This window comes from Vagococcus teuberi, from assembly GCF_001870205.1.
Lineage (GTDB): Bacteria > Bacillota > Bacilli > Lactobacillales > Vagococcaceae > Vagococcus > Vagococcus teuberi.
This window is the reverse complement of the sequence record NZ_CP017267.1, coordinates 2,142,501-2,169,060: the sequence shown is the minus strand read 5'-3', so window position 1 is coordinate 2,169,060 and position 26,560 is coordinate 2,142,501. Positions and strand designations below refer to the sequence as shown.

Below are 26,560 nucleotides of genomic sequence, written 5' to 3'. Positions count from 1 at the left end.
AGTTGTGTTTTTGTTGATAACTCATGATTAAGTATATATCTTTTTTTATTACTTATCATTTTTTAACAGGGATGTCATTAAATTTTATATTTTGTGGATAAGTATATATCAAGAAGAATCTCAATACAGTTGACAAAAGGTGATATTTATTTGTATAATGTCATAGTCTGTCTAATGTGATTATTTAGAAAGCATATTAGTTTATAGGAGGTGTATGAGGATGAAAAGAACATATCAACCAAAAAAACGTAAACGTCAAAAAGTTCATGGGTTCCGCAAACGTATGAGCACTAAAAACGGTCGCCGTGTATTAGCAAGTAGACGTCGTAAAGGAAGAAAAGTATTAGCAGCATAAATCACTGACTCTACGAATCAGTGATTTTTTTTTATAATAAATTAAAAAAAAGCGGACTTTATGCTATGATAAGAGTGGTTTAATATGAAAAAAGCGTATCGAATTAAAAAAGAAAAAGAATTTCAACAAATAATTGAGAATAAGCAATCTTTTGCGAATAGAAATTTTATTGTGTACGTCTATGAATCACCTGAAAATACTCATTTTCGTGTAGGGTTATCTGTAGGAAAAAAAGTAGGAAATGCTGTAACACGTAATTATGTGAAACGATTAATACGAACTTCTTTATACGACATGAAAGGGATGATTCAGCCGAATTACAATATTGTATTAATTGCAAGACCTCAAGTCATTAATTTATCTTTAGAAGAAGTAAAGAAAAATATCGTACACGTGTTTAAATTAGCTAATTTAATGAAATAAGAGAGGGTTAGTCAGTGAAAAAGAAGAAAAAATGGCTGTTTATTCTGTCCATGTTTGTTCTTGTCTTTATTTTGACAGGATGTGGTACAGGAGAAATCAATCAAAGTAGTGCGGGATTATGGGATCGGTATATTGTGTATTATTTTGGTGAGGCAATTAAAGCGTTGTCTTTTGGAAATCCAGGGATTGGGATTATCATCTTTACCATTATTATTAGAATAATTTTACTACCATTAATGCATTATCAAACAAAAAGTATGCGTAAGACACAAGAGTTACAACCGAAATTAAAAGAATTACAAGAAAAATATGCATCAAAAGATTCGGAAACAGTTAGAAAGTTACAAGAAGAACAGCAACGTTTGTATAGTGAAGCAGGCGTTAATCCGTTATCAGGATGTTTACCATTATTAGTTCAGTTACCAATTATGATGGCATTGTGGCAAGCAATTTCTCGTATACCAGAATTAACACAAGGAACATTTTTATGGTTAGAGCTAGGTAAGCCAGATCCAACATATATCTTACCGATTCTAGCTGCTATCTTTACTTTTATTAGTACAAGATTAACAACAATGAGCCAATCAAATGTTCAAGGTGCGATGAAGGCGATGAATTATGTGATGCCTTTAATGATTTTATTTATGGGTGTTAAATTAGCTAGTGGTTTATCACTTTATTGGGTAATATCAAATGCATTCCAAGTATTACAAACGTTGTTGATTAATAATCCATATAAACTTAGACGTGAACAAGAAGCAGAAGAACAGCGAAAAAGAGAATTAGAAAAAGCATTGCGTAAAGCAAATACTTCAAAAAAACGAAAAAAATAAACTGAGGGGGTTCGTATTATGCCTACATTTACAGGAGAAAATGTTGATCAAGCCATAAAAAAAGGTTTGGCTTCACTTGATCTAAATCGTGTCGATGCGGATATCTCCATTATTGAAGAGGGAAAAAAAGGGTTTTTAGGTATTGGTAAGAAAGAAGCCGTTGTTTCAGTTGTTGCCAAAGAACCAGAAGTGGAAGAAATTGTTGAAGTAGTAGAAGACAGCATAGCCACAGAAGTTATTGAAGAACCTGTCACTGTTACACACTCGGAAATAGTGGAAGAAGATAAGTCAGTACCAGTTTCCTCATCACAAGATGTTTCACTTGATGACGCGATTACAGCATTATCATTGTATCTAACAGACATGACAAAAGCATTGGGTGCACCAGCAATGGTTCGAGTACAAAGAGATGATAATCAGGTCGTGTTTCACTTAGATACAGATAAAAAAGGTTTGTTGATCGGAAAGCATGGAAAAGTATTAAATGCTATTCAATATTTATCACAAGTTTATATTCATCGATTGGTTAAAAATCGTTTAACTGTTATTGTAAATGTCGGTGATTACCGTGAAAGACGTGAGATAGTGGTGAAAAGATTGGCTCACCAAGCTGTTAATAAGGTAAGAAATACTTCCCAGCCAGTGTTTTTAGAACCAATGCCTGCTTTTGAACGTAAACAAGTTCATTCCCTTTTGTCTAATGAAAAAGATATAAAAACACATTCTGAAGGTAATGAACCCCATCGCTATTTGGTTGTTGAATTAAAAAAATAAGATGTTATCTAGTCATGCCTAAAATGGCGTGACTTTTTTTATCCCTCTTTTTATTGACGAAAATAAATTATATGATATAATCCTTTTACAAACATTAATTGACAAAATGTGATGATAAGGAAAGTACTTTTTTGATAGCTTAAAGAGAGTCTCGCTTGGTGGAAAGAGATAGTGATAGGAAAAGGAAAATGGCCTTTGAACAGATTGGTTGAATAAGTTAAGATCAATTCAGGGACGCCTGTTATAGCGTGACAGTATGATAGTACTGGGAAAGTGGGCTTTTTTATAAAGCCAATTAAGGTGGTACCGCGATAGCTAAATAGCAAGCTCTCGTCCTTTTATAAAGAAGGATGGGAGTTTTTTTGTTTACACTTTTCTAGCTCCTAATCATAATTTAGTCATGTTCAACCAGAAAAGAAGAGTTAGACGTTTGTAAAGATAGGTCAAATATGGAGGGGAATAAATGAAAAAGAAATGGATTGTGGGTTTAGCTCTAACAACACTTGTATTAACAGCGTGTAGTGGAGGAGAAATGAAAGAAAAGAGTGGTAAAAAAGAAACTGGTAAAGTAAGTCAGGTGATAGAAATTAGCTCACCAGCACCAATTTCAACATTAGACACAACACAAACAACGGATAAAAATACTTTTACGATGGTGCAACACTTATTTGAAGGGCTATATCGATTTGATGATGATAGTACACCAATTCCTGGATTAGCAGAAAAAGTGGATATTAGTGACGATGGATTAACATATAAATTTACTTTGAAAAAAGACATCAACTGGAGTAATGGTGAGCCTATTACATCAAATGATTTTGTTTATGCTTGGAAAAAATTAGTCAATCCAGAAACCCTTGGACCTAATGCTTATTTATTAGACAATGTGAAAAATAGCCAAGACATTAGAAATGGCAAAACAGATGTTTCTGAATTAGGAATTTCAGCACCAAGTGAAACAGAATTTGTGGTTGAATTGACTCAAGCACAACCATCATTTCTAACGGTTGTTTCTATTGGTTGGTTAGCACCTCAAAATGAAAAATACGTCAAAGAAGAAGGCAAGGACTATGGTATTGACAGCGAACATTTAATCTATAGTGGGCCATTTGTTATCGCAGATTGGGATAGTACGTCAGACACTTGGACGTTGAAAAAGAACAAAGAGTATTACGATGCGGATGCGGTAAAATTAGAAGAAGTAAAAGTAAGCACGATCAAAGATGATAATACAGGTATAAATCTATATCAATCAGGCGAGTTGGATTTAGTGCGTATCACAGGTCAGTATGTAGCGCAAAATAAAGAAGATAAGGGATATGTAACTCATTCTGATGTGGCCAATTATTATTTAGATTTTAATAAAGCAAAAGATTTACCGACAGCTAATGAGCATTTACGTAAAGCATTTGCTCAAGCAATAGATAAAAAGACCTTAACAGAGAATATTTTAAATGATGGATCAAAGCCATTAAATGGCCTAATTCCACGAAATCTATATGCTAATCCTGAAACGTCTACTGATTTTCGTGAATTTAGTGGCGACTATCTAGAACATAATTTGGACGAAGCTAAAAAGGAATGGAACCTAGCTAAAAAAGATTTAGGTGATAAGGTCGTAGTATCGTTATTAGCCTCTGATGATGAAAATGGTAAAAAGATATCTGAATATGTCCAAAGTCAATTAGAAGATAGTTTAGAGGGATTAAAAGTAGAGATAAAAGCTCAACCAAGGAATAATTTATTAGAATCTAGAACGAAAAAAGATTTTGAAATGTCACTTTCAGGTTGGATAGCTGGAAGTAGTGATTTAGATTCTTACTTTAATCTTTATAAGAGTGATTCTTCTTATAACTATGGCGAATACAAAAATGAGGAATTTGATAAATTAGTGAATGATGCCAAAACAGTCAATGCAAATAATTCAGATAAACAATTTGAAGATTATAAAAGAGCAGAAGAAATCTTAATTAAAGACAATGCAGCACAAGTACCTCTTTATCAAAGTGCATCAAATTATTTAATTAATCCTAATATTAAAGGAATGAGTTATCATTTATATGGTGATTACTTTAACTTAAGAACAGCATCAGTATCTGAATAATTGCATCAAAATAAGTCATAAATTTCTTGTGTGGCTTATTTTTTTCGCGGTTTAATACATTGTCAATAGATTAAGAGTATGCTATTATTTTTATGATTATAAATAAGATAGCAGTCAAAGTGCTTATCTACTTTTTTGTATATGCTTTTTTGCATAGGTGAAGGGGTGGAGTGGGCGCTTTTTTATATGCACTTTTTAAGAAAGGAAGGTAAGAATGAATATTACTAAAGAGTTTGACACGATTGCTGCCATTTCAACTCCACCAGGTGAAGGTGCTATTAGTATTGTCCGTTTGAGTGGTGATGATGCGGTGACAATTGCTCAAAGTGTGACGAATTATAAAGAAAAAGATTTAACAAAAGTACCTACTCACACGATTCACTACGGACACATAAAAGACCCTAAAACGAATCAAGTGTTAGACGAAGTGATGTATTCCGTGATGTTAGAGCCTAAGACTTTTACACGCGAAAATATTGTAGAAATTAATTGTCATGGTGGGATGGTAGTAGCGAATCAGATTTTACAACTATTACTAAGACAGGGAGCAAGATTAGCAGAACCAGGTGAATTTACGAAGCGTGCATTTTTAAATGGTCGTATGGATTTATCCCAAGCAGAAGCTGTAATGGATTTAATACAGGCTAAAACAAATGAATCAATGGATTTAGCTCTGGGACAATTAGATGGTCGTTTATCACAGTTAATTCATTCATTAAGACAAAAATTGTTGGTGGCCTTAGCACAAGTAGAGGTTAATATTGACTACCCTGAGTATGATGATGTCGAAGAGATGACGACTAAAATTATGAAAGAAAAAGCACTAGAAGTAAAAGAAGATATTGCTCATTTATTAGAAACAGCAACACAAGGAAAGATATTGCGAGAAGGATTAGCAACTGCTATTATTGGGCGTCCAAATGTTGGAAAGTCTAGTCTTTTAAACGATTTATTACTAGAAGATAAAGCGATTGTGACTGATATTGAAGGAACAACTAGAGATGTTATTGAGGAATTTGTTAATGTTCGTGGTGTACCATTAAAATTAATTGATACTGCAGGTATTCGTGAAACAGAAGATATTGTTGAAAGAATAGGGGTAGAACGAAGTCGGAAAGCATTATCTGAAGCAGATTTAGTGTTACTTGTGTTAAATCAAAGCGAATCTATTACAGAGATGGATCGTGAACTAATCTCTTTAACAAAAGATATGCAACGTATTGTATTACTGAACAAAAATGATTTACCAAATAAATTAGATAAAGATGAATTACAAAATTTATTAGGGGAAACACCATTCTTACCAATATCAGTTTTAGAAGGTAGAGGCATTGATTTATTAGAACAGTTAATAAAAGACACATTCTTTGCTTCTAACACGTCTGAAAAAGATGCAACATATATTTCCAACACAAGACACGTAGCACTGCTAGAACAAGCTGATATGGCTCTTGATGAAGTATTAGAAGGAATAGAAGTTGATATGCCTGTTGATTTGTTACAAATTGATATGACAAGAGCATGGGATTTACTGGGAGAAATTATGGGCGAGAATGTTCAAGATGAATTAATTACCCAGTTATTTAGTCAGTTCTGTTTAGGAAAATAAGGAGATTAACGTAATGGAAAATACTGAAATAAGAGATTATGATGTCATTGTCGTCGGTGGTGGTCATGCGGGTTCTGAAGCGTCGTTAGCAGCAGCAAGAATGGGCATGAGTACGTTACTTGTGACATTGAATTTAGATATGATTGGTTTTATGCCATGTAATCCATCAATCGGAGGACCAGCTAAAGGAGTAGTGGTTCGCGAAATTGATGCGTTAGGTGGAGAGATGGGGAGAAATATTGATAAAACTTATATTCAAATGCGTATGCTCAACACAGGTAAAGGTCCAGCTGTAAGAGCCTTACGAGCACAGGCGGATAAACATGCATATCAATCTGAATTAAAACATACACTAGAAAAAGAAGATAATCTGGTAGTCAAACAAGGAATCGTTGAAAAATTATTAGTCAAAGATGATGTGTGTTATGGTGTTGAGTTAAGTACAGGAACACAATATACAAGTAAGGCAGTCATCATTACAGCAGGAACTGCTTTACGTGGAGAAATTATTATTGGTGAATTAAAATATTCATCAGGACCCAACAATTCACTACCGTCTATCGGATTAGCAAATAACTTAAAAGAGATTGGTTTAGAGATTGAACGATTCAAAACGGGCACACCACCGCGCGTAAAATCAAGCACAATTGATTATTCGGTGACAGAAGAACAACCAGGAGACAAGCAACCAAATCATTTTAGCTTTGAAAGTCATGATGAAAACTATCGGACAGATCAATTACCTTGTTGGTTAACTTACACGAATTTAGATACTCACACATTGATTCGTGATAATCTACACCGAGCACCTATGTTTACTGGGATTGTGGAAGGAGTGGGCGCAAGATATTGTCCATCCATTGAAGATAAAATTGTGCGTTTTAGTGATAAACCACGTCATCAAATCTTTTTAGAGCCAGAAGGAGAACATACTGAAGAAGTCTATGTACAAGGATTATCAACGTCATTACCAGAAGATGTGCAAAAAGAGATGGTTCAGAGTATTGAAGGGTTAGAACAAGCTAAAATTATGCGTAGTGGTTATGCGATTGAATATGATGTAGTTGTTCCACATCAATTACGTCCAACTCTTGAAACAATGAAAATCTCTGGTCTTTATACAGCGGGACAGACAAATGGAACATCAGGTTATGAAGAAGCGGCTTGTCAAGGGTTAATGGCAGGGATTAATGCTGCATTAAAGATTCAAGGTAAAGAACCATTTATCTTAAAAAGAAGTGATGCTTATATAGGTGTATTGATAGATGATTTAGTAACAAAAGGAACAAATGAGCCATATCGTTTATTAACATCTCGTGCTGAATATCGTTTACTATTACGTCATGATAATGCTGATTTACGTTTAACAGATATGGGGTATGAAATCGGGTTAGTTGATGATACGCGTTTTGCTCAGTATCAAGAGAAAAAAGAGATGGTAGAAAATGAATTAGAACGTTTAGGAAAGATTAGATTGAAGCCAACACAAGAAATCCAAACATTCCTTGAAGAAAGAGGATTGGCACCATTAAAAGATGGTATATTAGCTCGTGACTTTCTAAAACGACCTGAGATAACTTATTATGATTTGAGTGCGTTTATTCCAAGTCCTGAAAAAGAACTTCCGCGTTATGTGATTGAACAAGTGGAAATTCAAGTGAAGTATGAAGGGTACATCAAAAAAGCCAAAGATAAAGTTGAAAAATTAAAACGTATGGAAGCAAAACGTATCCCAGAAAATATTGATTATAAGGCAATAAACAGCTTAGCAACAGAAGCAGTTCAAAAATTAGAAAAAATCCGCCCTGAAACAATTGCTCAAGCAAGTCGAATAAGTGGCGTTAATCCTTCAGATATAAGTATTTTGATGGTTTATATCGAACAAGGTAAAATAGCAAAGATAGACAGTGAAAAGGCCTAGAAATAGGTCTTTTTTATTTTAAATAAATCACAAAAGGAACGATACTTTGATATAATAGAATTAGAGGTGAATACTATGACGAGTGTATCAATTATTATTGGAATTATTGCTATTTTATTAAGTAGTTTTTCCATATACTTGACTAATCAGGTAAATAAAAAAATAACAGAAAAACAAACAAAGCAAGATAAAGATATTAGTAAACTTTCTGCTAAACAAGAAAGCTTTATATTCATGACACAAAAGCAATATGAAAAAGAATACAATTTGTTTTGGAACTTGTTTGATTTATTACAAAAAACAATCGATAAAACGAAAAGTGTGAAAGGTAGTTTACAGTTGCTACATGAGAATACGGAAACAAGTTTAGAAGAAACTTATATAAAATTAATTCAAGAAGGAATAGTGAAAAGTAGTGAATATTTAAATGAATTAGATAACAAATTAGATCAATATGAACCATTTATACAAGAGGAATTTTTTAGAGATTTTAAGTGTCTAATAAAGGAATTGAGAGGATTTCAACAAAGAAGATATAACTATTTTTATTATGAAGATGTAACTCCCGACGCAATTAATAGTTTTATTAGAGACATTGAATCAACACTAAATACTATTGATGAAAAAAGAGTAAAAATAGTGGGTTTTTTAAGAGCGTATTTTGAAAATATTAGAACAAGTTAAAATGTTCCACGTGAAACATTTGGGAAATAATATTAGATTAACAGCAAACTTATGTATTAGTTAAGTTTGCTTTTTTTATTAAAAACAAGTTCTCGCCATTGAACTTTTTCTGTAGATACGATAAAGTGTATTTATCCGTGAAACACTATTTTGTTTCACATGAAGGAGAATGAAGATGACCCCAGAAGAGTTTAAAAATAGTTTGAAAGAACATGGGATAGAGTTAAATGACGAGCAAATGGCTCGGTATGAATTGTATTTCAAACGGCTTGTTGAATGGAATGAGAAAATCAACTTAACAGCAATTACTGAAAAAGAAGATGTTTATTTAAAACACTTTTACGATTCACTAACATTAGCTTTTGAACGAGATATGACAAGAGATGGTTTAAGTTTATGTGATGTTGGATCAGGAGCAGGTTTTCCTAGTATACCACTAAAAATAGCTTTTCCTAATATGGAAATTTCAATTGTAGATTCTTTAAATAAGCGAATTAAATTTTTAAGAGAGCTTACTAACGAATTAGGATTAGAACAAGTTAATTTATATCATTCAAGAGCAGAGGATTTTGGACAAAATAAAGAATTTCGTGAAACATTTGATTTAGTGACAGCTAGAGCGGTAGCTAGGTTAAATGTGTTAGCAGAATTATGCTTACCGTTAGTAAAGAAAGACGGTCAATTTTTAGCGATGAAAGCTGCTAAAAGTGAGGAAGAATTAGTTGAAGCTAAAAAAGCAATAGCAACACTTGGTGGTAAAGTTGTATCAGAACATGAGGTTAGTTTGCCTATAACAGAAGATGAACGATTTATTATTGAAATAGATAAAAAGAAAGTTACACCAAATAAATATCCTCGTAAAGCAGGATTACCAAATAAAAAACCATTAGTATAAAAATAAAGGTGCCTGATGAATCATTAGACACAATGAGTAAGAAACGGAGGGACCTATTATGGCTAGAATTATTTCTGTAGCAAACCAAAAAGGTGGAGTTGGTAAAACGACCACTACAGTCAATCTTGGTGCGTGTTTAGCGTACGAAGGGAAAAAAGTATTATTAGTAGATATGGATGCACAAGGAAATGCGACAAGTGGTATAGGCATACGTAAAGCGGATGTATCTCAAGACATTTATGATGTCTTAGTTAATGAAGTTCCCATCACTGAAGTCATTCAACAAACAAATAGAGAAGGAATGGATATCGCACCAGCGACGATTCAACTATCTGGAGCAGAAATTGAGTTAACATCTATGATGGCAAGAGAATCAAGATTGAAACTCGCTCTAAAAGAAGTGGAAGATAAATATGATTATATATTAATTGATTGTCCACCATCGTTAGGCCATTTAACAATCAATTCATTTACATCGAGTGATTCCATTTTAATTCCTGTTCAGTGTGAATATTATGCACTAGAAGGATTAAGCCAATTGTTAAATACGATACGTTTAGTACAAAAACACTTTAATCCGGATTTACGTATAGAAGGTGTGTTGTTGACGATGTATGACGCTAGGACGAATTTAGGTTCAGAAGTAGTAGAAGAAGTTCGAACTTATTTTAGAGAGCGAGTATATGACACTATTATTCCAAGAAATGTAAGATTGTCTGAAGCACCTAGTCACGGTAAAGCGATTATTGATTATGATCCAAAATCTAGAGGTGCAGAAGTGTATCAAGCACTAGCAAAGGAAGTGATGAATCGTGAGCAAGCCGAATAAAGGATTAGGACGAGGAATTGATGCATTATTTCAAGATTTATCAACAATAGAAGAGGTTGACATTCAATCTGAAACGGTTCAAGATTTGCCATTATCTGATTTGAGACCAAACCCATATCAACCTCGGAAAACATTTGATGAAAAAGCGTTAGAAGAATTAGCTGATTCGATTAAGCAATCAGGTGTATTTCAACCTATTATAGTGAGAAAGTCATCTGTTAAAGGATATGAAATTATTGCAGGTGAACGCCGTTTTAGAGCATCGAAACTTGCTGGTAAAGAAACAATCCCAGCGATTGTACGCGAGTTTGATGAAGCGCGTATGATGCAAGTGGCTGTATTAGAAAACTTGCAAAGAGAAGATTTAAATCCGTTAGAAGAAGCAGAAGCTTATGAAATGTTAATGAAAAATCTTGATTTAACACAGGTTGAGCTATCTGAAAAATTAGGAAAGAGTCGTCCATACATAGCAAATTACCTACGTTTATTAAGTTTGCCTAAAGTAGTGAAAGATTTAGTACAAAATGAATCTCTATCAATGGGACAAGCTAGAACGTTACTAGGATTGAAGAAAAAAGAAGATATTTTAATCGTAGCAAATAGGGCAATTAAAGAAGGATTAACAGTTCGACAATTGGAACAAATTGTCAACCAGATGAATGACGTGACTAAAAAAGACTCCTCTAAAAAGAAAGAACAGACTCCAAAGCCATACTATATCACTGAAAGTGAAGAGCGATTAATGGATAAATTTGGAACAAGTGTTAGTATTCAAGAAAAAGAAGGAAAAGGTAAAATAGAAATAGAATATTTATCTAATTCCGATTTGACTAGAATTTTAGATATTTTAGACATTCAATTTGATTAATTTAGTATCAAAAATCACACGAAAACTAGTATAAATATAATAGAACTGTGTTAAGATATATCACGTAGTATGACAAAAATCGAGGAGAGATGTTCATATGTATGATTTAGGTGACGTTGTCGAGATGAAAAAACCACATGCCTGTCAAACGAATCGATGGGAAATAATTCGTATGGGAATGGATATCAAAATAAGATGCTTAAATTGTCAGCATATTGTCATGATGCCTCGACGAGAATTTGAGAAGAAAATGAAAAAAGTGTTGGAGAAGAAAGAAGACTAATTTAAAGAATTTAAGAGAAAGAGTGGAAATAAATATGTCATTAACAGCCGGAATAGTTGGGTTACCTAATGTTGGAAAATCAACTTTATTTAATGCAATTACAAAAGCGGGTGCAGAAGCGGCTAACTATCCTTTTGCAACGATTGATCCAAATGTGGGAATGGTGGAAGTACCAGATTATCGTTTGGAAGAATTAACAAAATTAGTAAAACCTAAAAAAACAGTACCTGCAACATTTGAGTTTACTGACATTGCAGGGATTGTTAGAGGAGCAAGTAAAGGTGAAGGGTTAGGAAATAAATTCTTAAGTCACATTCGTCAAGTTGATGCTATCTGTCATGTCGTGCGTTGTTTTGATGATGATAACATCACACACGTTGAAGGTCGTGTTGATCCATTAGCAGATATTGATACGATTAATTTAGAGTTAGTGTTAGCGGATTTAGAATCAGTTGACAAACGTTTAGCTCGTGTCTCAAAAATAGCTAAGACAAAAGATAAAGAAGCAGTAGCAGAACTAGCTGTTTTAGAAAAAATTAAGCCAGTATTGGAAGAAGGTAAATCTGCTAGATCGATTGAATTTACAGATGATGAATTACCAATTGTTAAAGGATTATTCCTATTAACAACTAAACCTGTACTATATGTAGCCAACGTGGCTGAAGATGAGATAGCAGATGTTGAAAATAATAATTATGTCAAACAAGTAAAAGAATTTGCAGCAACTGAAAATGCAGAAGTGATTACTGTATGTGCAAGAGCTGAAGAAGAAATAGCTGAACTTGATGAAGATGATAAAAAAGATTTCTTAGAAGCATTAGGTATTGAAGAATCAGGTTTAGATAAATTAATTCGTACAGCGTATCATTTATTAGGGTTAGCAACTTACTTTACAGCTGGAGAACAAGAAGTACGTGCTTGGACATTTAAAGTAGGGATGAAAGCACCCGAATGTGCGGGTATTATTCATACAGATTTCGAGCGTGGCTTTATCCGTGCTGAAACTGTATCGTTTATAGATTTAAAAGAATACGGCAGCATGAGTGCAGCAAAAGATGCTGGACGTGTACGTTTAGAAGGGAAAGATTACGTTGTACAAGATGGCGACGTAATGTTGTTCCGTTTTAATGTTTAATGGAAAGAATAGGTGACAAGAGTATGTCTGAGTTAACAAATGAAGAATTGCAACAAAAAGTTGCAGAAAACCGTGAATTAGAAAAAAAATTAACTAAAAAAAATGATCAGTTTATATTTGATTTAAAAAAGATACTTGATGAAGAAGGCGTAGAAGTTGATGAACGCCAAAAAATAGAAACATTCAATACTATGTTAAAAGAACTTGTAGAAGGACAAAAAACTGGTCTGACAGCGAAACACTTATATGGTACGCCAACAGAAGCTGTTGTATTTATAACAACAAAGCCAGCAGCACCACTTAAAACTAATTTTGGTTCGATGTGGTTAGATAATAGCTTATTGCTATTTACTTTTTTATCAGTTATGACAGGTATCTTAACCATGGTATCTAGATCACCACAACCGACACAAGGCATATTAAGTATCACGATTGGTGCGATGTCAGGTGGTCTATCATTTTACTTAATCTATCGTTATATTTATATATACGATATGCCAGGAGCTGATAGAAGTAAACGACCTGGTGTATGGAAGACAGGTGGGATTATGGCACTATGTTTTATCCCGTGGTTAATGATTTTTTCATTATCTGCGTTTATCCCACATGCAATCAATCCTTCACTTGACCCAGTTTTAACGCTTATTTTAGGTGTGGTAGCATTTGGTATCCGTTACTTATTAAAGAAAAAATACAATATTCAAGGAAGTATGTTCTTACGTCCTTAAAAATAAGAAGACCAAACATTTTTTAAAGAAAATTTGTTTGGTTTTTCGTTTATATAAGATTGACGAATAACAGATTATTTGGTAAGTTTGTTAATAAAACAAAATTAAAGGAGTGCGAATTTCTAATGTCAAATTGGGAAACTAAATTTTCAAAAAAAGGGTATACATTTGATGATGTTCTATTAATTCCAGCTGAAAGTCATGTATTGCCAAACGATGTCGATTTAAGTGTTGAATTATCATCTAAGATTAAGTTGAATATTCCAATTATGAGTGCCAGTATGGATACTGTTACAGACAGTAAAATGGCAATTGCTATGGCTAGACAAGGTGGTTTAGGTGTTATCCATAAAAACATGAGCGTAGAGCAACAAAAAGATGAGGTAAGAAAAGTAAAACGTTCTGAAAGTGGCGTTATTATCGATCCATTCTTTTTAACACCAGAACACAAGGTAAGTGATGCAGAGCATTTAATGGCTAAATATCGTATTAGTGGTGTACCCATTGTAGATACATTAGAAAATAGAACATTAGTTGGTATTTTAACAAACCGTGATTTACGTTTTGTGACTGACTATAATTTAATGATTAAAGATGTTATGACAAAAGAAGGTCTCGTAACAGCTCCAGTTGGAACATCTTTAAAAGATGCAGAAAAAATCCTTCAACAACATAAAATAGAAAAAATTACCTATCGTAGATGCTAAAGGTCGATTAAGTGGGTTAATTACGATTAAAGATATTGAAAAAGTGATTGAATTTCCTAATGCCGCAAAAGACGAGCATGGACGTTTATTAGTTGCAGCAGCTGTTGGTGTAACAAGTGACACATTTGAGAGAGCTGGAGCTTTAATTGAAGCTGGTGTTGATGCGTTAGTTATTGATACTGCTCATGGACATAGCGCGGGCGTTATTCGTAAAATTAAAGAAATTCGCGATGCCTTTCCAGATGTTACATTAATTGCAGGAAACGTTGCGACTGCTGAAGCTACTCGAGCGTTATATGATGTAGGTGTTGATGTTGTTAAAGTGGGGATTGGACCAGGATCAATCTGTACAACACGTGTTGTCGCAGGTGTTGGTGTCCCACAATTAACAGCTATTTATGATGCAGCAGGCGTTGCTCGTGAATATGGTCGTACAATCATCGCTGATGGTGGTATTAAGTACTCTGGAGATATCGTAAAAGCATTGGCAGCTGGTGGTTATGTTGTCATGTTAGGCTCAATGTTAGCTGGAACAGATGAGTCTCCAGGTGAATTTGAAATTTTCCAAGGTCGTCGTTTTAAAACATACCGTGGAATGGGTTCTTTAGGAGCTATGGAAAAAGGGTCAAGTGACCGTTATTTCCAAAGTTCTGTTAATGAAGCAAACAAATTAGTTCCCGAAGGTATTGAAGGTCGTGTAGCGTACAAAGGTAGTGTACAAGATATTATCTTCCAAATGCTGGGAGGCTTACGTGCCGGAATGGGTTATGTTGGAGCTGGTAACTTAAAAGAGCTAAGAGACAACGCACAATTTGTTGAAATGAGTGGTGCTGGTTTAAGAGAATCTCATCCTCATGATGTTCAAATTACTAAAGAAGCACCAAATTATTCAATTTCATAAAATGGATCAAAAGAGGTCGGGATTTTCCTGCCTCTTTTTTTAGAAAGAAAGGATTATATTTGAGTAAAGTAGGAATTATTGGATTAGGGCATGTTGGACCAGATATTGCTTATACTTTATATTACAGAAGGTTAAGTAGATGAATTAGTGTTAATTGATAAAAACAAAAAAAGTAATGGCAGAATATTTAGAACTCACAGATAGTATGATGATGACAGACATTAAGTAAAAGAGTTTGACCCACAAGTCTTAAAATAGAAAAATCCCATGAAATCAGTTTTTCAAAACTGATTTCATGGGATTTTTGTTTTGTAATTGAGTGATTTTCACTTGAAAAGTTATTTAGTTATTTAGTTATTTCGTTATTTCGTAATTTTAGTCATACCACCCATGTAAGGTACAAGTGCTTCTGGTATAGTCACACTACCATCCTCATTTTGGTAGTTCTCTAAAATAGCTGCAACAGTACGTCCGACCGCTAAACCTGATCCATTAAGTGTATGAACGTATTGCACTTTCTCTTCTTCGTCTCTGTAACGAATTTTCGCACGTCTTGCTTGGAAATCCTCACAGTTAGAACAAGAACTGATTTCACGATATGTTTCTTGAGTTGGAATCCAAACTTCGATATCATATGTTTTCGCTGCTGAGAACCCCATATCACCTGTACATAAAATAATTACACGATATGGTAAATTTAATTTCTGTAGAATAGCTTCAGCATTATTTGTCATTTTTTCTAATTCTTCATAAGATGTTTCCGGTTTACTAAATTTCACCATTTCCACTTTGTTGAATTGATGTAATCTAATCAAACCGCGAGTATCTCTACCAGCACTACCAGCTTCTGAACGAAAAGCAGGACTTAAAGCAGTGAAGTAAACAGGTAAGGTATCATTATCTAAGATTTCATCACGATAATAGTTTGTTAATGGTACTTCTGCTGTTGGGATTAATGTGTAATTTGAGTTTTCTAATTGGAAAACATCTTCTTTAAATTTAGGGAATTGTCCAGTACCAAACATTGATTTGTCATTAACAATGTATGGTGGAATCATTTCAGTATACCCGTGTTCATAGATATGAGTATCTAGCATTAGGTTATATACGGCACGTTCTAATCTTGCTCCGGCACCTTTATAGAAAAGGAATCGACTACCAGAAACCTTAGCCCCACGTTCGAAATCAAGAATATCTAATTCTTCCGCAACTTCCCAATGAGGCTTAGCCTCAAAATCAAATTGTTTTGGTGTTTCCCATTTTCTTAATTCAATATTTTCATCTTCGTTATTACCAACGGGAACTCCTTCGGCTGGTAAGTTAGGTAAGGTATGAGCGATATACTCTAGTTGTTCATCAATGGTATGGATATGCTTATCCAGCACTTTTATATCTTCACTAACTTGTTTCATTTCTTGAATTTTATCATCAGCATTTTGTCTTTCACGTTTTAATTTTGCGATATCTTGTGATACATCGTTACGATGTTTTTTTAATGTTTCGACTTTTACTAAGTTATCACGGCGTTCTTGGTCAAGACGAACAAAATCATCAATCTTTTCTCCTTCAACACCACGTGTCATTAGTTTTTCTTTGACTAATTCAGTATTCTGACGTATAAATTTTAAATCTAACATTATTATTTCCTCCTTAATATTTTAAATAAATAAAAAACTCTCGCCCCAGAAAGCCTATGACCTTCTGGGGCGAGAGATTGAATTCGCGGTACCACCCAAATTTTAGACAAAATAATTGTCTCTATAAGCAATTATTAACGGTTTGCTATTTTGCCGATCTAACTTAGTTCTTATGAGTTCGTTAGATAATCATAGAAAGTGGATTCTTTATTTGTTGTTATTAGCTCACACCAACCGCTAACTCTCTTTAAACACACGTAATAAATACTAGTCTTTCATATTTAGTCTATTTATCAGAAATTATAGCTACTTTTCGTAGTGATGTCAACTACTCTTTAATTTGCATGTGCTTTTCCCATTTATCAGCTTTTATCTCAATGATACTGTTTAGTTCATCTATGGAGCTACCTTCTAGTTGAAAATATAAGGATAAAGCTACAAGTAAAGTGTCAGCACACTCTTCCTTTAAATCATCTAATGTACCATGTTTGTATTGACTGCCACTGGATTTTTTATATTTTAAAATTGCTTCGGCTACTTCACCAGTTTCTTCGGCTAGTTTTAACCCCATTTCTTCTAGAGATTTTGGTTCTTTTTTTGCTAAATTAATTAAACGTATGACATCCATTGATAAGAATCTCCTTTATTGATTGAAGGTGACATTTTGAGAAATGATATCATAAAATTCTTTTGTTGCGATGGTATTCGATTTATTGGTTAAGTATTGATTACTGAAATAAATAACCATGTCACTGGCGTCATTATTAAAAATCACAGTGGGTTCATAGCCCCTAAAAATACCGTGTCCCCAGAAAATGGTTGGTCCGTTTTCATCGAGTACTTTTCTGTAAAGACCGGATTTATAATAAGTTGTACCATAAGGAGTAGCTTTTAACCAGGCTGCTTTAATATTATTTAAATCTTCAAATCTTCCATCCATTAGTGCTTGAACAACTATTGCAAAGTCTTTGGGGGATGTATACATGTTTCCTGTTCCTAATTCTCTTACATAAGCATAATCAGGTATCTCATTTTTTGCTGCAGTTCCATTTTCTTCATATACAGGAACGAGGTGAGAATTATCTGACAGTTCAGTATAAAAACCAGTTTCTTTTAGATCCAGTGGTTTTTTCACTGTTTTATTAAAATAGTCTGCATAAGATATGCCTGTAATTTTCTCAATAATCATTGCTAATAATCCAAAATTAACAGGAGAATAGTCCCACTCTGTAGAATTTTGATGTGTTGTTGTTTTTAATATATAATTTTCCCAATCCTTTTGGGTTTTAATTGAAGTTGGGGCTTTTCCAGTATCTAATTTCAATCCCGATGTCATAGATAACATACTATCAATTGTAATCTGATCGCTACCCGGTATTTCCGGAAAGAATTTATTTAAAGTAGTATCTAATGACAATTTATTTTCTGATATGAGAGTCGATATAAGTAATGCTGTATAAAATTTTTGAATCGATGCAATCATATAAGTGCTTTCTTGGGCCTTCCAAGGGACATCAGTTGCATAACCAAATGAGTTGTACATTACAACTTGATTATTTTTAATTGCGAGTAAAGTTCCTGATAATTCTCTGGATGCAATATCTTGTTCTAGTTTGTCTTTTAATGGTTTTAGTAGAAGTGGAGTCTCTGTATTTTCGGCAAAATTAGTTCTAGGAGTAAATGTATGAGTTTGTTGTAACGGTTCTGACGAATCAGTAGATGTTGGTTTATCGTCAACGGATGTACTAGAACTAGAAGTTGATTGAGATGTCACGTGTGTTTTTACAAGAGATGTCAATTCGTTAGGGTACAATGCTATTACTGTAATAATGATACTAATGGTGATTAAACTTCCAATCAAGAAGAATAACAAACCTATCCATTTTTGTTTTCTTTTTAATTTATCATATTCCATACGTGATTTTTTCATTAGCTATTCCTCTTTTTCTATTCATAGAATTAATAAAATAAAAAACAGCATTATTTTATGCTGTTCTTTATTGATCGCCATGCTCTGACAAAAATATTCGCTTTTAATACGTCAGTTTTTGTCATCACATCACTAGTTGCTTGCCCAGTGTCTTTTTGATCGAGATAGCCAAGCTTGTCGTTTATATCAGTCGTAACTTGCTGTCCAACGATAACATTTTTTTTAAGCGGTGCCGAAAGTTTATCGTTTTTTTGATTAAACACCTGTTTTAATTCACTGGTTTGTTTGTTTACCCATAAAGAACTTGAGTTTTTTATAATTAAAGGAACAGTTTCAACTTTTCCATTAGGTACATCTGCTTTCTCAACAATAGCGTTTGAACCAGCTTTGTTAACTTCCTGGTATTCCCAATATGTTTCAATATGTTTTAAGATATTTTTTGTAACTTCAAAACGACTATATTTCTCATCAACATTCATGACAACAGTTATGATACGATGTCCATCTTGAACTGTTGAGCCAATAAAACAAGCTCCTGCATTAGGGGTTGTACCAGTTTTTAATCCATCTACACCTTTAGTATAGTAATATAAATCAGGCAACATCAAATTTGAAGACCAATAAGTTTGCTCATCTTTAGTCCCTTGAAACAAAGTATAGTGAGATTGTTTTGTAATATCTAATACTTCTGGATAATCAGTAATCAAATGTTTTGCGACAATGACCATACTTTTTGCGGACATCATGTTGGCATCGTCATCTTTTGAGTTAGGATATCGATCTTCTTTTGGTAAATCTTGAGTATCAAGGCCGGATGCAGAGATAAAGTGAGCATCCTTGATTCCCCATTCATCTACTTTGAGGTTCATTTGGTCAACAAAAGCCTGTTCAGTACCGGATATTAGTCTGGCAAGACCAGTAGTAGAAACATTAGCTGAAGAAATGAGCATAGCTTTAAGGCTATCTTCAACAGTATAAGTTAATTCTTTTTTTATAGGAATATTTGATAAGTCAGGATTTTCAGTCATTTTGATAAGAGTATCATCAAAAGGAACAGAATCATTCCAACTTATTTTTCCAGTTTTTACGGATTCGTATACAAGATAGGCAGATATCAGTTTTGTCATTGAAGCGATAGGTAGTACTTCACTACTGTTTTTCTCATATAAAATTTTGCCCGTGTCAAAATCAACCGCAATAGCAGATTTAGCTGGAATATCAAGTTCGTTGCTTGCAGCTAACACATGAATTGGGAATACTGACAAAATAATAAGTAAGACAACTACCTTATATTTGTATTTATTTGATTGTGTCATAGATAGTACACTCCTAATTTTAACTGAACCTAATTTAACAAATTCTATTATATAAAACAATAGGTTCATTAAAGACTCTAAAAATGGTTAGGTTATTGTGCCGGTGCTAAAGGTAGATGTATAGTAAAAGAAGTCCAATTTTTATTTGATTTAGCGTATATATATCCACCGTGAAGAGAAACAATACTTTGAGCTATGGCTAGTCCAAGACCAGTACCTCCAGTTTGTTGTGAACGAGACTCTTCAACGCGGTAAAAACGATCAAATAAATGGTCTAAAGCTTCTTGAGGTATAGGATCACCATCATTTTTTACGACTATAACTACTTCGTTTCCAATTTTATCAGATGTTATAATTATTTGTGAACCGTTAACGCCATATTTCAAAGCATTAGATAGAAGGTTATCAAACACCCTTACTAATTTTTCGGTATCTCCTATCATCATTAACGAGTCTTCTTGAGGTATAAAATTTATTAACTTATCTTTTTTGGATGCTTCGAGTTCATAATCTACAGTAAGTTGTTCAATCAATTGATTCATGTCAAATGTAATAGCATTTAACGGTACATTAGATTGTCTGACTTTAGTATACTCAAATAAATCATCAACTAATACTTTCATCTGTTTTGATTTTAAATAGGCAGTATGTGTGTATTTCAATAATTCATCTTCATTTTGGTATTTTCCTTCTTCTATTAAACCCAGATAACCAATGATAGAAGTTAAAGGTGTCCGTATGTCATGGCTAACATTGGTAATTAACTCATCTTTTGATTGTTCAATTCTACGTTCTTCTTCTAATGCATCAACCGTACTATCAACAAGGGCATTGATACTAGTTATTAGTCGTCCTAAGTCACCTTTTAATTCAAAGGGAATACGATGGTTGTAATGTCCATTTGAAATATAATGTAACTCGCTAATAATGTGTTGTTGTTGCATTTGCTTGAAACGTCGAATTAGTCGCCAATATAGTATAATAATATCCGCGAAAACCATTATAAATATTAATGGTTTTTGCCAAAACATCGGGGGACTGGAGTCATAAAAGATATTATATTGTATATGCCACATAAATTCATCAATAGGTAATGAAGTATTTACTATTTGATCGATGAGAATATATAGTGCTAAATTCAGAAGGATCAGTAAAATAATCGTAATGATACCTTCTATTATTAATTCACTAGTTTCCTTTGAGGTTAGCTTAATACTATTCTTTTTTTCATCATCCCTCAATTTTATACCCCACTCCCCAAACTGTTTGGATCACTTTTTCGCCGTTAGTAGCTTCTTCAATCTTATCTCTTAAGTGACTAACATGAACCATGACTGTTTTCGCAGAAACTAAACTTTCTTGTTGCCATACCCTTTCAAAAATTTCTTCAGCACTAAACACACGATTGGGATGACTAGCAAGTAAATAAAGAATGCCGAACTCTAAAGCTGTTAGTTGTATTTTTACACCTTGATCAGTTTCGACTTCATGTGAATCTTTTTTTATAATTAAAGGTCCTACCTCTAATAAGTCAGGTTCTTCAGATTGGACTTGCATATTAGTCCTTCTCAGTAGTGATTTTACACGTGCCATAATTTCTAAAGGATTAAATGGCTTGGTAACATAATCATCAGCACCAGTAATCAATCCCTGTATTTTATCCATATCAGTTGTTTTAGCTGTTAACATTATAATAGGAATTTGAGATTCTTTTCTTAACTCTTTAACGACTTCTAATCCGTTCATTTTTGGCATCATAATATCAAGAATTAATAATGCGATGTTAGGATTTGTAATAATCTTACTAAGAGCTTCCTTACCATCATAAGCTTTAACGACGTCATATCCTTCGTTCTTTATATAGATGCTTAATAGTTCAACAATTTCTTTATCATCATCAGCTACTAGTATTTGCATGTTGAATTCCTCCTAATTATTTATATTACCCATTGTATCAAATAAATTAAAATAAAAAATAAATTAAAAAATATGTTTACTTTTTTTTAAATAAGTAGTATATTAAATGAGTTGTTATTTTATTAAAAATAATTTTAAAAATATGTTGACGAATCAATGATATGTGTGTTATCATTATCTGGTTGCTTCCTATATTATATATTTTTAAATTTAAAAAATGATAAAAAGGTATTGACAACAAATTATCATTTTGATATGATATAAAAGTTGTTACAGCAACACAGTTTAGACCTTTGAAAACTGAACAAAGTAAGACAAACCAAATGTGTAGGGCGTTTCTACTATGTAGAAACAAACCATATTTAGTGAATACAATTCGCTAGCAAGTTTTAAACAAATGAGCTTAAACATCGTAAGATGTTATCAACTTTTTATTGAGAGTTTGATCCTGGCTCAGGACGAACGCTGGCGGCGTGCCTAATACATGCAAGTCGAACGCATTTCCTTTCACCGGAGCTTGCTCCACCGAAAAGAAATGAGTGGCGGACGGGTGAGTAACACGTGGGCAACCTGCCCATCAGAGGGGGATAACACTTGGAAACAGGTGCTAATACCGCATAATTGATTTTACCGCATGGTGGAATCATAAAAGACGCTTTAAGTGTCACTGATGGATGGGCCCGCGGTGCATTAGTTAGTTGGTGGGGTAATGGCCTACCAAGACCATGATGCATAGCCGACCTGAGAGGGTGATCGGCCACACTGGGACTGAGACACGGCCCAGACTCCTACGGGAGGCAGCAGTAGGGAATCTTCGGCAATGGACGAAAGTCTGACCGAGCAACGCCGCGTGAGTGAAGAAGGTTTTCGGATCGTAAAACTCTGTTGTTAGAGAAGAATAAGTGATAGAGTAACTGTTATCACCTTGACGGTATCTAACCAGAAAGCCACGGCTAACTACGTGCCAGCAGCCGCGGTAATACGTAGGTGGCAAGCGTTGTCCGGATTTATTGGGCGTAAAGCGAGCGCAGGCGGTCTTTTAAGTCTGATGTGAAAGCCCTCGGCTCAACCGAGGAAGGTCATTGGAAACTGGAGGACTTGAGTGCAGAAGAGGAGAGTGGAATTCCATGTGTAGCGGTGAAATGCGTAGATATATGGAGGAACACCAGTGGCGAAGGCGACTCTCTGGTCTGTAACTGACGCTGAGGCTCGAAAGCGTGGGGAGCAAACAGGATTAGATACCCTGGTAGTCCACGCCGTAAACGATGAGTGCTAAGTGTTGGAGGGTTTCCGCCCTTCAGTGCTGCAGTTAACGCATTAAGCACTCCGCCTGGGGAGTACGGCCGCAAGGCTGAAACTCAAAGGAATTGACGGGGGCCCGCACAAGCGGTGGAGCATGTGGTTTAATTCGAAGCAACGCGAAGAACCTTACCAGGTCTTGACATCCTTTGACCACTCTAGAGATAGAGCTTTCCCTTCGGGGACAAAGTGACAGGTGGTGCATGGTTGTCGTCAGCTCGTGTCGTGAGATGTTGGGTTAAGTCCCGCAACGAGCGCAACCCTTATTGTTAGTTGCCATCATTTAGTTGGGCACTCTAGCGAGACTGCCGGTGACAAACCGGAGGAAGGTGGGGATGACGTCAAATCATCATGCCCCTTATGACCTGGGCTACACACGTGCTACAATGGACAGTACAATGAGTTGCAAGACCGCGAGGTTTAGCTAATCTCTTAAAGCTGTTCTCAGTTCGGATTGTAGGCTGCAACTCGCCTACATGAAGCCGGAATCGCTAGTAATCGTGGATCAGCATGCCACGGTGAATACGTTCCCGGGCCTTGTACACACCGCCCGTCACACCACGAGAGTTTGTAACACCCAAAGTCGGTGAGGTAACCTTTTGGAGCCAGCCGCCTAAGGTGGGATAGATGATTGGGGTGAAGTCGTAACAAGGTAGCCGTATCGGAAGGTGCGGCTGGATCACCTCCTTTCTAAGGATAATTACGGAAAACACATTTTGTCTTTACTTTGTTCAGTTTTGAGAGGTCTACTCTCAAACGAATTGTTCATTGAAAACTGGATAGTTGAAGTTAGACATCAACATAAACCGAGAACACCGCGTTGAACAGTTTCTTTAAAAAGAACTGTGAAATGTATTAATGATTATCTATCGCTAGTTAGTCATTAATTAAAAAACAAGCTAACCGTCAGGTTAGAAAAGGTTAAGTGAATAAGGGCGTACGGTGGATGCCTTGGCACTAGAAGCCGATGAAGGACGGGACTAACACCGATATGCTTCGGGGAGCAGTAAGTATGCTATGATCCGGAGATTTCCGAATGGGGGAACCCAATATCTTTTATAGGATATTATCTAATAGTGAATACATAGCTGTTAGAAGGTAGACGCAGAGAACTGAAACATCTAAGTACCTGCAGGAAGAGAAAGAAAAATCGATTTCCTTAGTAGCGGCGAGCGAAACGGAAACAGCCCAAACCAACAAGCTTGCTTGTTGGGGTTGTAGGACTCAGCTGTGGTAGCTGTTGTGGATAGTCGAATCGACTTGGAAAGGTCAGCCGTAGCGGGTAAAAGCCCCGTAGACGAAATTGACAACACACCTATGAGTATCCTGAGTACGGCGGAACACGAGAAATTCCGTCGGAATCCGGGAGGACCATCTCCCAAGGCTAAATACTCTCTAGTGACCGATAGTGAACCAGTACCGTGAGGGAAAGGTGAAAAGCACCCCGGAAGGGGAGTGAAATAGAACCTGAAACCGTGTGCCTACAAGAAGTTAGAGCCCGTTAATGGGTGATAGCGTGCCTTTTGCAGAATGAACCGGCGAGTTACGATAGCATGCGAGGTTAAGCTGAAGAAGCGGAGCCGTAGCGAAAGCGAGTCTGAATAGGGCGAATGAGTATGTTGTCGTAGACCCGAAACCATGTGACCTACCCATGTCCAGGTTGAAGGTGTGGTAAAACGCACTGGAGGACCGAACCCACGTACGTTGAAAAGTGCGGGGATGAGGTGTGGGTAGCGGAGAAATTCCAAACGAACTTGGAGATAGCTGGTTCTCTCCGAAATAGCTTTAGGGCTAGCCTCGGATTTGAGAATGATGGAGGTAGAGCACTGTTTGGACTAGGGGCCCGTCTTGGGTTACCGAATTCAGATAAACTCCGAATGCCATTCATTTATATCCGGGAGTCAGACAGTGAGTGATAAGATCCATTGTCGAAAGGGAAACAGCCCAGACCACCAGCTAAGGTCCCAAAATACATGTTAAGTGGAAAAGGATGTGAGGGTGCACAAACAACTAGGATGTTGGCTTAGAAGCAGCCACCATTTAAAGAGTGCGTAATAGCTCACTAGTCGAGTGCCCTTGCGCCGAAAATGTACCGGGGCTAAACATGTTACCGAAGCTGTGGATAGAACCTTTGGTTCTATGGTAGGAGAGCGTTCTAAGGGCGTTGAAGCTGGATCGTAAGGACTGGTGGAGCGCTTAGAAGTGAGAATGCCGGTATGAGTAGCGAAAGACAGGTGAGAATCCTGTCCACCGAATGACTAAGGTTTCCTGGGGAAGGCTCGTCCTCCCAGGGTTAGTCGGGACCTAAGCTGAGGCCGATAGGCGTAGGCGATGGATAACAGGTTGAGATTCCTGTACTCGTTTGTTTTGTTTGAACAATGGAGGGACACAGGAGGCTATGAGATCGTGCGACTGGAAGTGCACGTTCAAGCAACAAGTCTTGATAAGAGTCAAATGCTTTTATCTCTAAGGACAAGTTGTGATGAGTAGGGAAATAAAGTACCGAAGTCTCAATGTCACACTGTCAAGAAAAGCTTCTAGTTAGAAACAAATGACCCGTACCGCAAACCGACACAGGTAGTCGAGGAGAGAATCCTAAGGTGAGCGAGAGAACTCTCGTTAAGGAACTCGGCAAAATGACCCCGTAACTTCGGGAGAAGGGGTGCTGAACGCAAGTTCAGCCGCAGTGAATAGGCCCAAGCGACTGTTTATCAAAAACACAGGTCTCTGCAAAATCGAAAGATGACGTATAGGGGCTGACGCCTGCCCGGTGCTGGAAGGTTAAGAGGATGGGTTAGCAATAGCGAAGCTCAAAATTGAAGCCCCAGTAAACGGCGGCCGTAACTATAACGGTCCTAAGGTAGCGAAATTCCTTGTCGGGTAAGTTCCGACCCGCACGAAAGGCGTAACGATTTGGGCACTGTCTCAACGAGAGACTCGGTGAAATTTTAGTACCTGTGAAGATGCAGGTTACCCGCGACAGGACGGAAAGACCCCATGGAGCTTTACTGTAGTTTGATATTGAATGTTTGTGACACATGTACAGGATAGGTAGGAGCCGTAGAAGTCGGAACGCTAGTTTCGATGGAGGCGCTGGTGGGATACTACCCTTGTGTTATGACCATTCTAACCCGCACCACTAATCGTGGTGGGAGACAGTGTCAGATGGACAGTTTGACTGGGGCGGTCGCCTCCCAAAAGGTAACGGAGGCGCCCAAAGGTTCCCTCAGAATGGTTGGAAATCATTCGTAGAGTGCAAAGGCAGAAGGGAGCTTGACTGCGAGAGCTACAACTCGAGCAGGGACGAAAGTCGGGCTTAGTGATCCGGTGGTTCCGCATGGAAGGGCCATCGCTCAACGGATAAAAGCTACCCTGGGGATAACAGGCTTATCTCCCCCAAGAGTTCACATCG

At 35.9% G+C, this 26,560-nt stretch carries 20 protein-coding genes, 2 rRNA genes, 1 pseudogene and 2 other annotated features (1 of these 25 running past the window's edge); of the genes and pseudogenes, 17 read left to right on the top strand and 6 right to left on the bottom strand.

The window, feature by feature from the left end:
• The first annotated feature begins 220 nt into the window (after positions 1-220).
• The 15 genes and pseudogenes from rpmH (at position 221) to guaB (ending at position 15,049) form a co-directional block, all read left to right on the top strand.
• Entirely contained in the window at positions 221-355 is a 135-nt protein-coding gene (gene rpmH, locus BHY08_RS10555; protein WP_071457793.1) for a 50S ribosomal protein L34, read from the top strand.
• 84 nt (positions 356-439) lie between these two features.
• The gene (gene rnpA / locus BHY08_RS10550; RefSeq protein WP_071457792.1) at positions 440-778 is read left to right on the top strand and encodes a ribonuclease P protein component; all 339 of its coding nucleotides are present in this window, start codon (positions 440-442) and stop codon (positions 776-778) included.
• Positions 779-792: 14 nt separating this feature from the next.
• Positions 793-1,611, top strand: a complete 819-nt coding sequence (locus BHY08_RS10545) for a YidC/Oxa1 family membrane protein insertase (protein ID WP_071457791.1) — start codon at positions 793-795, stop codon at positions 1,609-1,611.
• Positions 1,612-1,629: 18 nt separating this feature from the next.
• On the top strand, positions 1,630-2,385 hold the full coding sequence (gene jag / locus BHY08_RS10540; RefSeq protein WP_071457790.1) for an RNA-binding cell elongation regulator Jag/EloR: 756 nt from the start codon (positions 1,630-1,632) through the stop codon (positions 2,383-2,385).
• Positions 2,386-2,487: 102 nt separating this feature from the next.
• Positions 2,488-2,726, top strand: a binding site (T-box leader).
• A 122-nt stretch (positions 2,727-2,848) separates the two neighbouring features.
• A complete protein-coding gene (locus BHY08_RS10535) occupies positions 2,849-4,489 on the top strand; it encodes a peptide ABC transporter substrate-binding protein (RefSeq protein ID WP_071457789.1) in 1,641 nt (546 codons plus the stop codon).
• A gap of 214 nt (positions 4,490-4,703) precedes the next feature.
• Positions 4,704-6,098: a tRNA uridine-5-carboxymethylaminomethyl(34) synthesis GTPase MnmE gene (gene mnmE / locus BHY08_RS10530; RefSeq protein WP_071457788.1), complete on the top strand. Its 1,395-nt coding sequence runs from the start codon at positions 4,704-4,706 to the stop codon at positions 6,096-6,098.
• Positions 6,099-6,111: 13 nt separating this feature from the next.
• Positions 6,112-8,019 carry a tRNA uridine-5-carboxymethylaminomethyl(34) synthesis enzyme MnmG gene (gene mnmG / locus BHY08_RS10525; RefSeq protein ID WP_071457787.1) on the top strand — a complete coding sequence of 636 codons (1,908 nt, stop codon included), beginning with the start codon at positions 6,112-6,114 and terminating at the stop codon, positions 8,017-8,019.
• A 75-nt stretch (positions 8,020-8,094) separates the two neighbouring features.
• A complete protein-coding gene (locus tag BHY08_RS10520) occupies positions 8,095-8,703 on the top strand; it encodes a hypothetical protein (RefSeq protein ID WP_071457786.1) in 609 nt (202 codons plus the stop codon).
• 175 nt (positions 8,704-8,878) lie between these two features.
• Positions 8,879-9,598: a 16S rRNA (guanine(527)-N(7))-methyltransferase RsmG gene (gene rsmG / locus BHY08_RS10515; RefSeq protein ID WP_071457785.1), complete on the top strand. Its 720-nt coding sequence runs from the start codon at positions 8,879-8,881 to the stop codon at positions 9,596-9,598.
• A 58-nt stretch (positions 9,599-9,656) separates the two neighbouring features.
• Positions 9,657-10,427: a ParA family protein gene (locus BHY08_RS10510; RefSeq protein WP_071457784.1), complete on the top strand. Its 771-nt coding sequence runs from the start codon at positions 9,657-9,659 to the stop codon at positions 10,425-10,427.
• Positions 10,411-11,295, top strand: a complete 885-nt coding sequence (locus tag BHY08_RS10505; RefSeq protein ID WP_071457783.1) for a ParB/RepB/Spo0J family partition protein — start codon at positions 10,411-10,413, stop codon at positions 11,293-11,295. Before BHY08_RS10510 ends, BHY08_RS10505 begins: the two co-directional genes overlap by 17 nt.
• Positions 11,296-11,392: 97 nt before the next feature.
• Entirely contained in the window at positions 11,393-11,578 is a 186-nt protein-coding gene (locus BHY08_RS10500) for a DUF951 domain-containing protein (protein ID WP_071457782.1), read from the top strand.
• Positions 11,579-11,612: 34 nt separating this feature from the next.
• Positions 11,613-12,713, top strand: coding sequence for a redox-regulated ATPase YchF (gene ychF / locus BHY08_RS10495; protein WP_071457781.1), 1,101 nt, complete (start codon positions 11,613-11,615; stop codon positions 12,711-12,713).
• A 23-nt stretch (positions 12,714-12,736) separates the two neighbouring features.
• On the top strand, positions 12,737-13,441 hold the full coding sequence (locus tag BHY08_RS10490) for a DUF1129 domain-containing protein (protein ID WP_071457780.1): 705 nt from the start codon (positions 12,737-12,739) through the stop codon (positions 13,439-13,441).
• A gap of 125 nt (positions 13,442-13,566) precedes the next feature.
• Positions 13,567-15,049, top strand: a pseudogene (gene guaB, locus BHY08_RS10485) (IMP dehydrogenase).
• 362 nt (positions 15,050-15,411) lie between these two features.
• On the opposite strand, the gene serS reads toward guaB, so the two are convergent.
• The 6 genes from serS to croR form a co-directional block, all read right to left on the bottom strand.
• Entirely contained in the window at positions 15,412-16,686 is a 1,275-nt protein-coding gene (gene serS, locus BHY08_RS10480) for a serine--tRNA ligase (RefSeq protein WP_071457779.1), read from the bottom strand.
• Between the two features lie 62 nt (positions 16,687-16,748).
• Positions 16,749-16,976: a binding site (T-box leader), on the bottom strand.
• 38 nt (positions 16,977-17,014) lie between these two features.
• Positions 17,015-17,314 carry a MazG-like family protein gene (locus BHY08_RS10475; protein ID WP_071457778.1) on the bottom strand — a complete coding sequence of 100 codons (300 nt, stop codon included), beginning with the start codon at positions 17,312-17,314 and terminating at the stop codon, positions 17,015-17,017.
• 15 nt (positions 17,315-17,329) lie between these two features.
• The gene (locus BHY08_RS10470) at positions 17,330-18,616 is read right to left on the bottom strand and encodes a serine hydrolase domain-containing protein (RefSeq protein WP_071457777.1); all 1,287 of its coding nucleotides are present in this window, start codon (positions 18,614-18,616) and stop codon (positions 17,330-17,332) included.
• Positions 18,617-18,666: 50 nt separating this feature from the next.
• A complete protein-coding gene (locus tag BHY08_RS10465) occupies positions 18,667-19,932 on the bottom strand; it encodes a serine hydrolase (RefSeq protein WP_071457776.1) in 1,266 nt (421 codons plus the stop codon).
• 92 nt (positions 19,933-20,024) lie between these two features.
• The gene (locus BHY08_RS10460; protein WP_071457775.1) at positions 20,025-21,179 is read right to left on the bottom strand and encodes a sensor histidine kinase; all 1,155 of its coding nucleotides are present in this window, start codon (positions 21,177-21,179) and stop codon (positions 20,025-20,027) included.
• Positions 21,163-21,849, bottom strand: a complete 687-nt coding sequence (croR, locus tag BHY08_RS10455; RefSeq protein WP_071457774.1) for a response regulator transcription factor CroR — start codon at positions 21,847-21,849, stop codon at positions 21,163-21,165. Before croR ends, BHY08_RS10460 begins: the two co-directional genes overlap by 17 nt.
• A 430-nt stretch (positions 21,850-22,279) precedes the next feature.
• On the opposite strand from croR, the gene BHY08_RS10450 reads away from it, so the two are divergent.
• A 16S ribosomal RNA gene (locus BHY08_RS10450) occupies positions 22,280-23,838 on the top strand.
• Positions 23,839-24,067: 229 nt separating this feature from the next.
• Positions 24,068-26,560: ribosomal RNA gene (locus BHY08_RS10445) — 23S ribosomal RNA — on the top strand (it continues 419 nt past the right edge of the window).
• The 16S and 23S rRNA genes sit together here, the layout of an rRNA operon.

What these genes read in the sequence shown, in the direction of transcription:
- rpmH (WP_071457793.1), top strand. Translation starts at nt 221, where the DNA reads ATGAAAAGAACATATCAACCAAAAAAACGTAAACGTCAAAAAGTTCAT.
- rnpA (WP_071457792.1), top strand. Translation starts at nt 440, where the DNA reads ATGAAAAAAGCGTATCGAATTAAAAAAGAAAAAGAATTTCAACAAATA.
- jag (WP_071457790.1), top strand. Translation starts at nt 1,630, where the DNA reads ATGCCTACATTTACAGGAGAAAATGTTGATCAAGCCATAAAAAAAGGT.
- BHY08_RS10535 (WP_071457789.1), top strand. Translation starts at nt 2,849, where the DNA reads ATGAAAAAGAAATGGATTGTGGGTTTAGCTCTAACAACACTTGTATTA.
- mnmE (WP_071457788.1), top strand. Translation starts at nt 4,704, where the DNA reads ATGAATATTACTAAAGAGTTTGACACGATTGCTGCCATTTCAACTCCA.
- mnmG (WP_071457787.1), top strand. Translation starts at nt 6,112, where the DNA reads ATGGAAAATACTGAAATAAGAGATTATGATGTCATTGTCGTCGGTGGT.
- BHY08_RS10520 (WP_071457786.1), top strand. Translation starts at nt 8,095, where the DNA reads ATGACGAGTGTATCAATTATTATTGGAATTATTGCTATTTTATTAAGT.
- rsmG (WP_071457785.1), top strand. Translation starts at nt 8,879, where the DNA reads ATGACCCCAGAAGAGTTTAAAAATAGTTTGAAAGAACATGGGATAGAG.
- BHY08_RS10510 (WP_071457784.1), top strand. Translation starts at nt 9,657, where the DNA reads ATGGCTAGAATTATTTCTGTAGCAAACCAAAAAGGTGGAGTTGGTAAA.
- BHY08_RS10500 (WP_071457782.1), top strand. Translation starts at nt 11,393, where the DNA reads ATGTATGATTTAGGTGACGTTGTCGAGATGAAAAAACCACATGCCTGT.
- ychF (WP_071457781.1), top strand. Translation starts at nt 11,613, where the DNA reads ATGTCATTAACAGCCGGAATAGTTGGGTTACCTAATGTTGGAAAATCA.
- BHY08_RS10490 (WP_071457780.1), top strand. Translation starts at nt 12,737, where the DNA reads ATGTCTGAGTTAACAAATGAAGAATTGCAACAAAAAGTTGCAGAAAAC.
- serS (WP_071457779.1), bottom strand. Translation starts at nt 16,686, where the DNA reads ATGTTAGATTTAAAATTTATACGTCAGAATACTGAATTAGTCAAAGAA.
- BHY08_RS10475 (WP_071457778.1), bottom strand. Translation starts at nt 17,314, where the DNA reads ATGGATGTCATACGTTTAATTAATTTAGCAAAAAAAGAACCAAAATCT.
- BHY08_RS10470 (WP_071457777.1), bottom strand. Translation starts at nt 18,616, where the DNA reads ATGAAAAAATCACGTATGGAATATGATAAATTAAAAAGAAAACAAAAA.
- BHY08_RS10465 (WP_071457776.1), bottom strand. Translation starts at nt 19,932, where the DNA reads ATGACACAATCAAATAAATACAAATATAAGGTAGTTGTCTTACTTATT.
- croR (WP_071457774.1), bottom strand. Translation starts at nt 21,849, where the DNA reads ATGCAAATACTAGTAGCTGATGATGATAAAGAAATTGTTGAACTATTA.